A 13,597-nucleotide genomic window follows, 5' to 3' on the forward strand; every position below is an offset into this window, starting at 1 on the left:
CTGAATGGTTCACAGCGAATCCTCCCTTAGAGTCGGTGTGAAGAGTTGGAATCGATACCCCCAGCGGCGCGGGCTGCTTCGTCCCGTTGCGCCGTACTGCCCGTCAGCGCGTGCGCGGACCGATGCAGCCAGCACCGCAGCGCGGCCGGACCGGTTACGCTCACGCTCGCCGCCGTGGCGCGCTGGCCTACCAGCACGCCGGTGCCGCCGAGCTCCCGCACCACCACGAAGCCGGCTTCGTCCGTGACATCGTCGCCCGCGAACAGCGGCCGGCGCCCCGCGAACGGCGGCATGCGCATGAACGAGGCGATCGCCCCGCCCTTGTCCACGCCGGCCGGCTTGATCTCGACGACCATCTTGCCCGGCAGCGCCTCCAGCCCGACCGCGTCGCGCAGCACGTCGGCCACCGCCGCGCGCACCAGCGGCTCCAGTTCCGGGGCCTGGCGGAAGTGGATGGCCACGGCGATGGTCTTGTATTCCAGCCGCAGCCCCGGGTACTTGTTGACGAGCGCTTCCAGCTGCGGCATCAGCGGACCGATGCCTGGTGCCGGTGGCGTGATCAGGCGCTCGCCGATATTGCGGAATTCCGCGCCGTGCACGCCGGCCGCGGGGAGCCGCAGCGGCTGCAGGAAGTGGTCGAGCTCGGCCACAGGCCGGCCCGAGATGATCGCGAGCGCGCCGTCAAGGGAAGTATGCAGCGCCGTGAGGGTACCGACCAGTTCCGGTTCCACGCGCACCAGTTCGGGGCGCGGGGCAAGATCGGCGAGAGTGCCGTCGAAATCCAGGAAGAGCGCGGTATCGGGTTCGATGAGAGGTAGCGGAGACATCGCGTTACACCGTAGCACGTGAAGAAGGCGGCCCGCCACCGGGCGTTGTCCTACAAGCGCCTACCCGGCGGTCAGTGATTTGCGCGCCACCCTTGCGCAGACGGCGCGGTGTCGCGGATTCGGCACTGGCGGCGGGGAAACCGGGCGCCATCCATTATCATTGGCGGTTTCCGCCGAATTTTCCGGCTTTTTTTGCCTTGCGCCCGCGCGCAGCGCTCTTGCCCATCATGACCCGCCCGTCCGCCCAACCCGACTACCTCAAGAAGATCCTGACCGCCAAGGTGTACGACGTGGCGCAGGAAACGGAACTGACCTACGCGCACAACCTCTCGGCCCGCAGCGGCAACGCGGTGTGGTTCAAGCGCGAGGACACGCAGCCCGTGTTCTCGTTCAAGCTGCGCGGCGCCTACAACAAGATGGCCTCGCTGACGCCGGAAGAACTCAAGCGCGGCGTGATCACGGCATCGGCGGGCAACCATGCCCAGGGCGTGGCGCTCTCCGCCGCCCGGCTGCAGTGCAAGGCGATCGTCTGTATGCCGACCACCACGCCGCAGGTCAAGATCGACGCGGTGCGCGAACGCGGCGGCGACTGGGTGCGCATCGTGCTGCATGGCGAGTCGTACAGCGACGCCTACAACCATGCCGCGGAACTGGAGCAGAAGCACAAGCTTACGTTCGTCCATCCGTTCGACGATCCGGACGTGATCGCCGGCCAGGGCACCATCGCGATGGAAATCCTGCGCCAGCATCCGGGCCCGATCCACGCGATCTTCGTGGCCATCGGCGGCGGCGGCCTGATCTCCGGCGTGGCGTCGTACGTCAAGGCAGTGCGGCCCGAGATCAAGGTCATCGGCGTGCAGACCTACGATTCCGACGCGATGAAGCGTTCGCTCGATGCCGGCAAGCGCGTGGAGCTGAAGGAGGTGGGCCTGTTCTCCGATGGCACCGCGGTCAGGCTGGTGGGCAAGGAGACGTTCCGCATCACGCGCGAGCTCGTCGACGACATCGTGCTGGTGGACACCGACGCCATCTGTGCCGGCCTCAAGGACGTCTTCCAGGACACGCGCTCGATCCTGGAGCCGGCCGGCGCGCTCTCGGTGGCGGGTCTCAAGGCCTATGCCGAGCGCGAGAAGCTCAAGGGCAAGCACCTGGTGGCGGTGGCATGCGGCGCCAACATGAACTTCGACCGCCTGCGCTTCGTCGCCGAGCGCGCCGAGGTGGGCGAGGCGCGCGAGGCCGTGCTCGCGGTGACGATCCCCGAGGAGCGCGGCAGCTTCCGCCGCTTCTGCGAACTGGTCGGCACGCGCAGCGTGACCGAGTTCAACTACCGCATCGCCGATCGCGGCGTCGCACATATCTTTGTCGGCGTGCAGATCGCCAGCCGGGCCGAGAACGACAAGATCGCGGCGAATTTCCGCCGTCATGGCTTCGACACCATCGACCTTTCCAGTGACGAACTGGCCAAGCAGCATATCCGCTACATGGTGGGCGGTCACTCGCCGCTGGCAGAGAACGAACTGCTGTATCGCTTCGAATTCCCCGAGCGGCCGGGCGCGCTGATGAAGTTCCTCTCGAGCATGAGCCCGAACTGGAATATCAGCCTGTTCCACTACCGCAACCAGGGTGGCGACACATCGAACATCCTGGTCGGCATCCAGGTGCCGAAGAACGAGAAGCGGGCGTTTCGCGACTTCCTTTCCACGCTCGGTTACGTACACTGGGATGAGACCGACAATCCCGTCTACAAGCTATTTCTCGCGTGACCATGAACCAGCCCGATCAATCGCCCCTTGGCAAGCCCTCGGCCTACAAGACCGAATACGACCCGACGCTGCTGTTTCCGATCGCGCGCCAGCCCAAGCGCACCGAGCTCGGCCTGCCCGAAGGGCGCGCGTTGCCGTTCTTCGGCGTCGATATCTGGAATGCGTACGAGCTGTCGTGGCTGAACCTGAAGGGCAAGCCGCAGATCGCGCTCGCCACCTTCATCGTGCCGGCCGACACGCCCAACATCGTCGAGTCCAAGTCGTTCAAGCTCTACCTGAACAGCTTCAACCAAAGCCGGATCGCCTCGGCCGAGGCCTTGCAGCAGCTGCTGCACCATGACCTGTCGGAAGCCACCGGCGGCACGGTGCAGGTGCGCCTGGTGACCGAGGCGGACTTTGGCCAGCAGAAAATGGGCGAGCTCGACGGGCTGCTGCTCGACCGTCTCGATATCGAGACCGATACCTACGAGCCCGATGCGTCGCTGCTGCGCGCCGCGCACGACGAGTCGCCGGTCGAGGAATCACTGGTCTCGCATCTGCTCAAGTCCAACTGTCTGGTGACCGGACAGCCAGACTGGGGCAGCGTGCAGGTGCGCTACGTCGGCGCGCCGATCGATCAGGAAGGGTTGCTCAAGTACCTGATCTCGTTCCGCAATCACAACGAGTTCCACGAGCAGTGCGTCGAGCGGATCTTCACGGACATCCAGCGCCAGTGCAAGCCGGTCAAGCTGGCGGTCTATGCCCGCTACACGCGGCGCGGCGGCCTCGATATCAATCCGTTCCGCACCAACTTCAATACGCCGTGGCCCGATAACCGGCGCAACGCGCGCCAGTAGCGACCGGCGCTCACGCACCTGCGGCACGCGCTCAGAACTCGGCGTGGGCGCGAATGCCGTAGAACCTTGCCGGCCCGCGGTCGCGGTTGTAGCCGGGATTGCGGATGTACTGGAAGTCCGGCGACAGGCTCAGCGTCTTCCACACCGAAAAACTGTAATAGATTTCGAACACCTGTTCCGGCCCGTAGCGCAGCGCGCCGTCGCCGAGGAAGGCGCCGAGGCCGCCGGCGGCCAGGTAGTCGCGATGATGCCGGCCGAGCATATTGACGGCCATTGCCACGCCGACCTCGTCGCGCGCGCGGCCCCAGGACTTGCCCTTCAATGTTCCGCCAAGCGAGACCTGTCGGCCGATTTCGGTAAACGCATAGGTCTCGGTCTTGTCGTCGGACCAGTTGGCGCGCAGGAACACGCCGAGCGAATCGTTCACCTCCTGCAGGAACGCCACGCCGACGCCGACCTTGGCATGCTCGCGCCGCACGTCGGCGACATCCGGTGTCATGCGATTGGCCTGGCCGTATGCGATGGCATCGCTGAAAGCGCCCATCCTGGCCTTGTTCCGCCATAGCAGCAGGCGCGCCTGGCCGGGACGGTCCGCCAGCGTGTAGCGCTTCTCGAACTCCAGCATGTCGCCATAGTGCTGGAACAGGCGGGTGTCGAGCTCGCGCCCGTTCGATTCCAGCGGCTGCAGGAAATGACCGTAGCGCAGCGACCAGCCGTCACCGATATATTCGAGCGCGGCGCCCCAGTTGTAGCCGCGCGAGTCGGCCGGATAGTCGAACGAGCCATGCGTGAGGAACGACCAGTTCATGAACTGGGTGCGCGGGTCGGACCCGTAGGGATTCTGGTCGAATACGTCGATGACGCCGAAGTTGCCGGCCGTCAGCACCACGCGCTGCTTGTCGACGGTACGCGCGAACTGGTTGAAGTCTTCCTCCAGCGTCTCTTCTCCGCCGCCCAGGCCCCATGTCTGCCGGATGAACGCCCGTGCGCGGTAGAACCTGGGACTCGTGCTCGCCGTCTTGGCGAGCTCGCCATTGGACAGGCCGCCCAGGCCATGCAGGTCCGAAAACGGCACGCCCTGCGCGACTTCCGGGTTGAAGTGGAATTCCGCGCCCTGCCACAGCCGCAGGCCGAGATCGAGCGTGCTCGTGAACGAATAGCTCTTGGCGCGCTCGGCGGCAAGACTGTTTTCGCCCGAGTAGGCCGCGTTGAAGGCGGGCTTGCGTTGCCAGATGTAGGTGGCCTGCCCGTGGAAGGCGAACGGCGATTCGGCGGGCGCGTCCGCGCCTGGTGTCACGGTCGAGGCTGCCGCGGCTGGCGCCACGCCAGGCGTTGCGCTGTCCGGCATGACGGCGGCGCCAGGTTCTGCCTGCGCCGCCAACGTGCGCTCCTGGGCCGCGGCCGGTACGGCAGCCATCACGGTGGCAGCCGCCACCAGGCCGGCAGCGGCAACGATTCGATGCAGAGACATGGGCAAGCAGGCAATCCCGGCGCGCCTTGCGGGGGCGGACCGTGCGGGTGATGAAAGCGCGAACCGGAGCAGAAAGGAACGAAACGGGACGGGCATCCGGCTGCGGCGGCAGCGCCACGGGCGGCGCGGCGGCTCGCAGCATAGCCAAGGCCGCATGACATGTCTACCGTTGTTTATTGCACCGCAGCAAATGGCGTCGGCGCGACATTGTAACGAGCCCTTGAATTAATTAATTCAAAAATTAATATAAGACCAACTTTACGAGAATCACGATGCCTGCCAAAGGAAACGCCGTCCGCAATGCCGCGACCCGTGCCACCCGGATAACGGCACCGACCGTCGGTGCGGACACCGGCGACCCTGGCCGCGATCCCGCCGGCGCCAAGGCCGGGGCCTCGCCGGCCCCGCGCCGCCCGGGCCGTCCCGCCGCCACCGCCGGGCAGCGCGACCAGTTGCTGGACGCCGCCACGCTGCTGTTCTCGCAGCACGGCGTGGCCGGCACGCCGATCAAGGCCATCGCCGCCGCGGCGGGCGTCACGCCCGCGCTCGTGCACTACTACTTCCGCGATCGCGACCAGTTGCTCGATGCCGTTGTGGACGAGCGCTTGCAGCCGCTGGTCGACCAGGTCTTTCCGGCCGAGCCGCCTGCGGCCGCCGCGCCCGACGCGATCGCGGTGGTGGTCGCGCTGGCGGGTCAGCTGATTCGCGTGGCGGCCGCCACGCCGTGGTTTCCGGGCCTGTGGATCCGCGAGATCGTGAGTGCCGACGGCCAGTTGCGCGAGCGCGTGGTGCAGCGTATCGCGGTGCGCCGCGCCACCCAGGTCGGCGGCCTTCTGGCGACGGCGCGCGACCGCGGCGAGCTCAATCCGGGCCTCGAGCCGGCACTGGTGATGGTGTCGCTGATCGGCCTGACCTTGCTGCCGCTGGCCACCACGCATATCTGGCGCAACCTGCCTGGTGCCGACGCCATCGACACCGAGGCGCTGGTGCGCCATGTGGGTGCGCTGCTGGCGCAGGGCCTGAAGGCGCCATGATGGGCGATGCCGGCGCACCCGAGGCGCATCGCAGGAGGACCGAAGGCGCGCCACGGCGTCCGGCGCGGCGCGTGCCGATCGTGTCCGCCACCAGCTTGCCCGGCTCACCCGCCGTCGCCGTGCCCACCGACCTGAAGCCAGAACCGGAGTTGCCCATGCCATCCCTCACCGCTATCCGGCCTGCCCGGACTCTCAAGGCCGGCCTCCCGCTCGTCATGCTGGCGCTCCTGGCCGGCTGCTCCAACGACGCGCCGGTGGGCTGGCAGGGCTATGTCGAGGGCGAATTCGTCGCCGTGGCCTCCCCCTTTGCCGGGCGCCTGGACCAGCTCGCGGTCCAGCGCGGGCAGCAGGTAGCCAGCGGCGCGCCGCTGTTCGTGCTGGAGTCCGACGACGAGCGCGCCGCGCGCCGGCAAGCGGCCGAACAGGTACGCGTAGCGGAAGCGCAATTGGCCGATATGCAGACCGGCAAGCGTCCGGTGGAAGTCGCGGTCAACCAGGCGCAGCTGGTGCAGGCCCAGGCCCAGGCCACGCGCAGCGCGGCGCAACGCAAGCGCGACGAGGCGCAGTACGAGATCGGCGGCATTTCGCGCGCGCAGCTCGACGACAGCCGCGCCGCCGCAGACGCGGACGCCGCGCGCGTGCGCGAACTGCAGCGCGATATCGATGTCGCCCGCCTGCCCGGCCGCACCGCGCAACAGGCCGCGCAGGCGGCGCAGGTGGAGGCCGCGCGGGCCACGCTGGCCCAGGCCGAGTGGAAGCTTTCGCGCAAATCGGTGTCCGCCACCGAGGCCGGCCTGGTCTACGACACGCCGTACCGCAATGGCGAATGGGTGCCCGCCGGCAGTCCCGTGGTCCGCATGCTGCCACCCGGCAACGTCAAGATCCGTTTCTATGTGCCCGAGGCCGTGGTGGGTTCGCTGCGCAACGGACAGTCGGTACGGATCCATTGCGATGGGTGTGCGGCGCCGGTGCCGGCCACGATTACCTATGTTTCGAACGAGGCCGAGTTCACCCCGCCCGTCATCTACAGCAACGAGACGCGCCGCAAGCTCGTCTTCCTGATCGAGGCGCGGCCCGCGCGCGACGACGCCGTCAAGCTGCATCCGGGCCAGCCGGTGGAGGTACGCGGCGCATGAGCACGGCAACCCCACACGACCATGCCCTGGCCATCGACGTGCATGGGCTCAACAAGCATTTCGGCGACAAGCACGTGGTCAACGATCTGACCATGCAGGTGGCGCGCGGCGAGATCTTCGGCTTTCTGGGCCCGAATGGCAGCGGCAAGACCACTTCGATCCGCATGATGTGCGGGCTGCTGACGCCGGACTCGGGCTCGGGCACCTGCCTCGGCTACGACATCCGCAACGATGCCGCCGCGATCAAGCGCAACGTCGGCTACATGACACAGCGCTTCTCGTATTGGGAAGACCTGTCGATCCGCGAGAACCTCGACTTTGTCGCGCGTGTGTACGACATGCGCAACCGGCGCGAGGCGGTGGACCGCGCGCTCGAAGACCTCGGCCTGCAATCGCGCGCGTCCCAGCTCGCGGGCTCGCTCTCCGGCGGCTGGAAGCAGCGCCTCGCGCTAGCGGCCTGCCTGCTGCACGAGCCACGGCTGCTGTTGCTCGACGAGCCAACCGCGGGCGTCGACCCCAAGGCGCGGCGCGACTTCTGGGAGCAACTGCACCAGCTGGCCGCGCGCGGCATTTCGGTATTGGTCAGCACGCACTATATGGACGAGGCCGAGCGCTGCCACAAGCTCGCCTATATCGCCTACGGCAAGCTGCTGGCGCAAGGCACCGCGCAGGAAGTGGTGGCCAGCCAGCACCTGGCGACATGGAGCGTGGAAGGCGACGACCTCGCCACGCTGTCGGCGGCGTTGCAGGGCCAGCCTGGCGTGGAGCAGACCGTGGCGTTCGGCACCGCGCTGCATGTGACCGGCCGCGACGCGGCGTTGCTGGAGCAGACCCTCAGGCGCATCGCCGGCGCCGGGCGGCGCATGCAACAGACAGAGACCAGCCTCGAGGACGTGTTTATCCACATGATGAGCCGCGCCCCGGACAACATGGCGACGCCGGCCGGCGCGCACGCGCGGGGGAAACAGCCATCATGACGTCAACCCTGCCACCGCGCGACGAGGCTGCGCCACCCGCTCCGGCAGGCAGGCGACCTGGGCGGCACCATGGCACGCGCTTTTCGATACAGCGCTGGTGGAGCATCGTGCTGAAGGAGTTCCTGCAACTGCGCCGCGACCGCGTGACCTTCGGCATGATCATCGGCCTGCCGATCATCCAGTTGATGCTGTTCGGCTTTGCCATCAACTCCGACCCCCGTCATATGCCGACCGCCGTGATTGCCGCCGATCACAGCGACTTCACGCGCTCGTTTGTCGCGGCCCTGGAGAACACCACCTACTTCAAGGTGGTGGGCACACTGCCGGACGAGCGTGCCGGACGCGAGGCGCTGATGCGTGGCGATGTGCAGTTCGTGCTGACCATCCCGGCCGATTTCTCGCGCCGGCTGCTGCGCGGCGAGCGTCCCGCATTGCTGGTGGAAGCCGATGCCACCGATCCTTCCGCCACCGGGCAGGCCATTGCCGCGCTCGCCACCCTGCCGGCCAGCGTGGCGCGCATGGACCTCAAGGGGGCGCTGGCGCCGCTGGCGGGCGGCAAGCCGGCGTTCGACGTGGACGTGCAACGCCTCTACAACCCGGAAGGCATCACGCAATACAACATCGTGCCGGGGCTGATGGGGGTTATCCTGACCATGACCATGGTGATGATGACGGGCCTGGCGATGACGCGCGAGCGCGAGCGCGGCACCATGGAAAACCTGCTCGCCACGCCGGTGCAGCCGATCGAGGTCATCTCCGGCAAGATCGTGCCGTACATCTTTATCGGGCTGGTCCAGGCCACCATCATCCTGGTGGCGGCGCACTGGGTGTTCAACGTGCCGTTCTTCGGCTCGGTGATCGCGGTCTACCTCGCCGCGCTGCTGTTTATCGCCGCCAACCTGACCGTGGGCATCACGTTGTCCTCGCTGGCCAGGAACCAGTTGCAGGCGGTGCAGCTCACGTTCTTCTACTTCCTGCCCAATATCCTGCTGTCGGGCTTCATGTTTCCGTTTGTCGGCATGCCGGTGTGGGCCCAGTGGATCGGCAACGTCCTGCCCATGACGTACTTCAACCGGCTGATCCGCGGCATCCTGCTCAAGGGCAATGGCTGGATGGAACTATGGCCGAACGTGTGGCCGATGGCGATTTTCACGGTCGTCGTGATGACGATCGCCGTGCGCTTCTACAAGCGCACCCTGGACTGATGGAGGCGACCATGCGTGTCACGCCAACCCTGCCGGCACGGCCGGCCTGCGCCGCGACCTTGCTGGCGACGTTGCTGGCGACGGGCTGCGCCGTGGGTCCGGACTTTCGCCCTCCCGACGCGGTGACCGACGTGCGCTATACCGCCGGCGAGCAGCCCGTGCGGACCGTGGCGGCCGACGTACGGCACGGCCAGGCGCAAACCTTTGTCGATGGCGAGGTTCCCCCGCAATGGTGGGCGCTGTTCCGCAGCCCCGCGCTCGACGAGACCATCCGCATGGCGCTGGCCGCAAGCCCGACGCTGACCCAGGCCAATGCGCGGCTGCGCCAGGCGCAGGAAGACCTCGCCGCGCGCACCGGCGCCACCCGGTTCCCGCAGGTCGATGCGCAGTTCAACGCCACCCGCCAGCAGTTCGACATCAAGTCGCTGGGCATTACGGCATTTCCGAATCCGGGGCCGTTCACGCTCTACGGCGCTTCCGTACAGGTGTCGTACCTGCTGGATCTGTTTGGCGGGCAGCGGCGCGAGCTCGAAGGCCTGCGTGCGGCAGTGGACTATCAGCGCTACGAGCGCGAGGCCGCGCGCCTGTCGCTGGCGGCCAACGTCGTCACCGCCGCCATTCGCGAGGCGGGGCTGCGCGCGCAACTGGCCGACACGGTCGCACTGGCGGAAGCACAGCAGCGGCAGTTCGACATCATGGCGGCGCGCCTGCGTAGCGGCGGCGTCGCGCGCGTCGACGTGCAGCGGCAGCGCGCCGAGCTCGCGCAGACCCAGGCGCTGATCCCGGGCCTGTCGCAACAGATCGATGCCACGCGTCACCAGCTTGCCGTCTATACCGGGCAGACACCAGGCAGCGCCAGATTGCCCGAGTTCCACCTCGACGACCTGTCCCTGCCCGAGACCGTGCCGGTCAGCGTGCCGGCGGAGCTGGCGCGGCGCCGCCCCGATATCCGCGCCGCCGAGGCATTGCTGCATCAGGCCTCCGCCGATATCGGCGTGGCCACCGCCAACCTCTATCCGCAGATCACGCTGTCGGCGAGCGGCGGCACGCAGGAGAGTCGGATGCGCGATCTGTTCAGTCGCTTCAATGTGTGGAGCCTCGCCGCGGGCGTGGTACAGCCGGTCTTCCGCGGGGGCGAGTTACAGGCACGCAAGCGCGCCGCGGAGGCCGCCTACGAGCAGGCGCTCGGTGCATATCGCCAGACCGTGTTGCAGGGCCTGCAGAACGTGGCCGACACGCTGCGCGCCCTCGATGCGGATGCCGCCACGTTGCAGGCCCGCGCGGAGAACGCGCGCCAGACCCGCGATACCCTGGCGATCGTGTCCGGGCAGTACCGGCTCGGCGGCGTCAGCCAGTTCACCGTCATCGACGCCGAGCGCCAGTCGCGCCAGGCCGCGCTCGATCTCTCGCAGGCCACGGCCAGCCGCCTGGCGGACACGGCCGCGCTGTTGCAGGCACTGGGCGGCGGCTGGTGGCAGGAGGATACGGAGGTTGCCGATGCCGGCACCGGCGCGCGATCGCCGGCGGCGTTGCCGCGCCCATAGCAGGTCGGTCCGCCGCGTGTCCTATCCCAGATATCGCCCGAGCCGCGCCACCCCTTCGTCGAGCCTGGCGATGTCGCAGGCATAGCACCACCGTACAAAGCCTTCGCCTTCGTCGCCGAAGGCGCTGCCCGGTGCGAGGCCGATACGGGCGTCGCGCACCAGGCGTTTGCAGAGTTCGAGACTATCGGTCGCGCCGTCACAGCGGAAGAACACGTACATGGCACCGTCCGGTGCCCGCGCATCGACGCCGGGCAGCGTGGACAGTGCGCCCACGAGGTGATCGCGCGCGTCGCGCATGCGGGCGACCAGCCCTTGCGTGAAGGACTCGCCCTCGCGCACGGCAACCACGCCGGCCTCCTGCACGAACGACGGCGCGCACGAGGTGTTGTATTCGACCAGCTTGCCGAGGTCGTCGGTCAGCGTCGCGGGCAGCACCATCCAGCCCAGGCGCCAGCCCGTCATCAGCCAGGCCTTGGAGAACGAGTTGACGGCGATCACGCGTTCCTCGCGTTCGGCGATATCCAGGAACGACGGCGCCGTCGGTGCGCCACCGTAGTAGAGACGTTCGTAGACTTCGTCGGCAATGATCCAGATGCCATGGCGCCGGCAGTGGTCGAGCACCGCCTGCTGCGCCGCGCGCGGCATCACCCAGCCGGTCGGATTGTTGGGCGAGTTGATCATGACCGCGCGCGTACCGGGCCGGAGTGCGGCCAGCAGCTTGTCGACGTCGAGTGTCCAGCCATGCGCGCCGTAGTCGAGCGTCACGGTCTCCACCGTGGCGCCGAGAATGCGCGGGATTTCCACCAGGTTCGGCCACAGCGGCGTGACCGCCACCACATGATCGCCGGGACCCGCCACCAGTTGTGCCGCGAGCATCAGTGCATTGACGCCGGCGCTGGTGACCACCACTTGCTCCACCGCGGTCGGCCCGTGCAGGCGCGTCGCGTATTCCGCCAGCGCCTGGCGCAGCGGCGGAATGCCGAGGTTGTGCGTGTAGAACGTGGCGCCGCTGGCCAGCGCACGGCTGGCGGCATCGCGGATAAAACCCGGCGTGACCTGGTCGGACTCCCCGAACCAGAACGGCAGCACATCGGGCAACCCGATACCGGCATTGGCGACCTCCCGGATGCGCGACGCGCGCAGATGGCGGACGGCATCGCGGGCCAGCGGGGCAGCATGGGAGCCTGGGGCGGCGGTGGACATCGAAACTCCTTCGGGGGCAGGACGATGAAGCGGCTAGCGTACCGGAAAGCGCCCCGCCTTGTCTTCCATCGCCCCTTCAGGCCGGCAACACCGTCCGTACCGCGTCGGCAAAGCGCTCGACAATGCGGTCGATGTCGCTCTCTCCGCAGATAAACGGCGGTGCCAGCAATACATGGTCGCCGTGCACGCCATCGACGGTACCGCCCATCGGATACACCAGCAGCCCATGCTCCATGCAGGCACGCTTGAGCGCGGCATGCGTCTTGCGCGCGGGATCGAGTGTGGCCTTGCTGGCACGGTCGGCCACGAACTCGACACCGACGAACAGGCCGCGTCCCCGCACATCGCCCACATTGGGATGGTCACCGAGCGCCGCGCGCAATTGCGCGCGTAACTGTTCGCCGCGTACCAGTACGTTGTCGAGCAAGCGGTCCTCGACGATGGTGCGCTGCACCGCGAGCGCGGCCGCGCATGCGGTCGCGTGGCCGATATAGGTGTGGCCATGCTGGAAAAAGCCGCTGCCGCCGACGATCGCGTCATGGATACGCCGGCTCGACAGCATCGCGCCGATCGGCTGGTACCCCGCGCCGAGGCCCTTGGCAATGGTCACGATATCGGGCACCACGCCGTCTTCCGCGCAGGCAAACAGATGGCCCGTGCGGCCCATGCCGGACATGACCTCGTCCAGGATCAGCAACACGCCGTGCCGGTCGCACACGGCACGGATACGCTGCAGGTAGTCGGCCACCGGCGGCACCGCGCCGGCGGTCGCGCCGACCACGGTCTCGGCAACGAAGCCTGCCACCGTATCGCTGCCCAGCTCGACGATCTTGGCCTCCAGTTCATCGGCGAGCCGTTGCGCGTACTGCGCGTCGGTTTCGCCCGCGGCCTGGTCGCGGTATGCATAGCAGGGCGACACATGATGCGCCGGCACCAGCAGCGGCAGGAACGGCTCGCGCCGCCACGCATTGCCGCCTATGGCCAGCGCGCCCAGCGTGTTGCCGTGATAGCTCTGCCGGCGCGCGATGAAATGGCGCCGCTGCGGTTGTCCGGTTTCAACGAAGTACTGGCGCGCAAGCTTGAGCGCGGCCTCGACGGCCTCGGACCCGCCCGAGACGAAGTACACGTGGTCGAGATCGCCGGGCGCGGCGTCGGCGAGCGTACTGGCCAGCGTTTCCGCCACCTCGGTGGTAAAGAACGCCGTATGCGCATAGGCGATGGTGTCCGCCTGCGCCTTGATGGCGGCGATCACGCGCGGATGCCCGTGCCCGAGGCACGACACCGCGGCGCCGCCACAGGCGTCGATATAGCGCCGCCCTTCGCTGTCGATCAGCTCGATACCTTGCCCCGCCACGGCCACGGGCAGGGTCTGACGCGGATTGCGATGAAATACGTGGGTCATGTCTGGTCAGCGAAAGCGCGCAATGGAAGTACGCCGCAAGTATAGAAAGAAGTCGCGCTTCATTGCAACATGTGTTTCATTCTTATTATGCAAGAAACAGACGGTACAATCAGCGCCGGGGCGGCCTCGCCGGCTGGCGCCGTCGCGCGGGCACCGCCATCCGGCCGACCTGTGCAACAATCGTTGCATCCGAGACCCA

Annotated in this window: 11 protein-coding genes; 7 read left to right on the forward strand and 4 right to left on the reverse strand. The window is 67.7% G+C overall.

Annotation, left to right across the window (positions count from 1 at the left end; translation table 11 throughout):
* Window positions 1-26 precede the first annotated feature (26 nt).
* Window positions 27-827 carry a trehalose-phosphatase gene (gene otsB / locus DFLDMN_RS10575; protein WP_423194922.1) on the reverse strand — a complete coding sequence of 267 codons (801 nt, stop codon included), beginning with the start codon at window positions 825-827 and terminating at the stop codon, window positions 27-29.
* A gap of 227 nt (window positions 828-1,054) precedes the next feature.
* Between otsB and ilvA the strand changes: the two genes are divergently transcribed.
* Window positions 1,055-2,590 carry a threonine ammonia-lyase, biosynthetic gene (gene ilvA / locus DFLDMN_RS10580; protein ID WP_423194923.1) on the forward strand — a complete coding sequence of 512 codons (1,536 nt, stop codon included), beginning with the start codon at window positions 1,055-1,057 and terminating at the stop codon, window positions 2,588-2,590.
* 2 nt (window positions 2,591-2,592) lie between these two features.
* Window positions 2,593-3,426, forward strand: coding sequence for an NADPH-dependent 7-cyano-7-deazaguanine reductase QueF (gene queF, locus DFLDMN_RS10585; RefSeq protein WP_423194924.1), 834 nt, complete (start codon window positions 2,593-2,595; stop codon window positions 3,424-3,426).
* A gap of 31 nt (window positions 3,427-3,457) precedes the next feature.
* Here queF and DFLDMN_RS10590 read toward each other — a convergent pair whose 3' ends face one another.
* On the reverse strand, window positions 3,458-4,897 hold the full coding sequence (locus tag DFLDMN_RS10590; RefSeq protein ID WP_423194925.1) for a carbohydrate porin: 1,440 nt from the start codon (window positions 4,895-4,897) through the stop codon (window positions 3,458-3,460).
* A gap of 272 nt (window positions 4,898-5,169) precedes the next feature.
* Here DFLDMN_RS10590 and DFLDMN_RS10595 point away from each other — a divergent pair, with 272 nt between their 5' ends.
* From DFLDMN_RS10595 to DFLDMN_RS10615, 5 genes are all read left to right on the forward strand, one after another.
* Window positions 5,170-5,931 (forward strand): TetR/AcrR family transcriptional regulator, encoded by a 762-nt coding sequence (locus DFLDMN_RS10595; RefSeq protein ID WP_423194926.1) that lies wholly within the window; start codon window positions 5,170-5,172, stop codon window positions 5,929-5,931.
* 155 nt (window positions 5,932-6,086) lie between these two features.
* A complete protein-coding gene (locus DFLDMN_RS10600; protein WP_423194927.1) occupies window positions 6,087-7,067 on the forward strand; it encodes an HlyD family secretion protein in 981 nt (326 codons plus the stop codon).
* Window positions 7,064-8,044 (forward strand): ABC transporter ATP-binding protein, encoded by a 981-nt coding sequence (locus DFLDMN_RS10605; protein WP_423194928.1) that lies wholly within the window; start codon window positions 7,064-7,066, stop codon window positions 8,042-8,044. Before DFLDMN_RS10600 ends, DFLDMN_RS10605 begins: the two co-directional genes overlap by 4 nt.
* A complete protein-coding gene (locus DFLDMN_RS10610) occupies window positions 8,041-9,249 on the forward strand; it encodes an ABC transporter permease (protein ID WP_423194929.1) in 1,209 nt (402 codons plus the stop codon). Before DFLDMN_RS10605 ends, DFLDMN_RS10610 begins: the two co-directional genes overlap by 4 nt.
* Window positions 9,250-9,260: 11 nt before the next feature.
* Complete coding sequence (locus DFLDMN_RS10615; protein ID WP_423194930.1) at window positions 9,261-10,793, forward strand: efflux transporter outer membrane subunit; 1,533 nt, start codon at window positions 9,261-9,263, stop codon at window positions 10,791-10,793.
* A gap of 21 nt (window positions 10,794-10,814) precedes the next feature.
* On the opposite strand, the gene DFLDMN_RS10620 is transcribed toward DFLDMN_RS10615, so the two are convergent.
* A complete protein-coding gene (locus DFLDMN_RS10620) occupies window positions 10,815-11,996 on the reverse strand; it encodes a pyridoxal phosphate-dependent aminotransferase (protein ID WP_423194931.1) in 1,182 nt (393 codons plus the stop codon).
* 76 nt (window positions 11,997-12,072) lie between these two features.
* Window positions 12,073-13,398 carry an aspartate aminotransferase family protein gene (locus DFLDMN_RS10625; RefSeq protein WP_423194932.1) on the reverse strand — a complete coding sequence of 442 codons (1,326 nt, stop codon included), beginning with the start codon at window positions 13,396-13,398 and terminating at the stop codon, window positions 12,073-12,075.
* Window positions 13,399-13,597 lie beyond the last annotated feature (199 nt).

The sequence above is a fragment of the Cupriavidus sp. H19C3 genome (genome assembly GCF_049393815.1).
Taxonomy (GTDB): Bacteria; Pseudomonadota; Gammaproteobacteria; order Burkholderiales; family Burkholderiaceae; genus Cupriavidus.

What these genes read in the sequence shown, in the direction of transcription:
- otsB (WP_423194922.1), bottom strand. Translation starts at nt 827, where the DNA reads ATGTCTCCGCTACCTCTCATCGAACCCGATACCGCGCTCTTCCTGGAT.
- ilvA (WP_423194923.1), top strand. Translation starts at nt 1,055, where the DNA reads ATGACCCGCCCGTCCGCCCAACCCGACTACCTCAAGAAGATCCTGACC.
- queF (WP_423194924.1), top strand. Translation starts at nt 2,593, where the DNA reads ATGAACCAGCCCGATCAATCGCCCCTTGGCAAGCCCTCGGCCTACAAG.
- DFLDMN_RS10590 (WP_423194925.1), bottom strand. Translation starts at nt 4,897, where the DNA reads ATGTCTCTGCATCGAATCGTTGCCGCTGCCGGCCTGGTGGCGGCTGCC.
- DFLDMN_RS10595 (WP_423194926.1), top strand. Translation starts at nt 5,170, where the DNA reads ATGCCTGCCAAAGGAAACGCCGTCCGCAATGCCGCGACCCGTGCCACC.
- DFLDMN_RS10600 (WP_423194927.1), top strand. Translation starts at nt 6,087, where the DNA reads ATGCCATCCCTCACCGCTATCCGGCCTGCCCGGACTCTCAAGGCCGGC.
- DFLDMN_RS10605 (WP_423194928.1), top strand. Translation starts at nt 7,064, where the DNA reads ATGAGCACGGCAACCCCACACGACCATGCCCTGGCCATCGACGTGCAT.
- DFLDMN_RS10610 (WP_423194929.1), top strand. Translation starts at nt 8,041, where the DNA reads ATGACGTCAACCCTGCCACCGCGCGACGAGGCTGCGCCACCCGCTCCG.
- DFLDMN_RS10615 (WP_423194930.1), top strand. Translation starts at nt 9,261, where the DNA reads ATGCGTGTCACGCCAACCCTGCCGGCACGGCCGGCCTGCGCCGCGACC.
- DFLDMN_RS10620 (WP_423194931.1), bottom strand. Translation starts at nt 11,996, where the DNA reads ATGTCCACCGCCGCCCCAGGCTCCCATGCTGCCCCGCTGGCCCGCGAT.
- DFLDMN_RS10625 (WP_423194932.1), bottom strand. Translation starts at nt 13,398, where the DNA reads ATGACCCACGTATTTCATCGCAATCCGCGTCAGACCCTGCCCGTGGCC.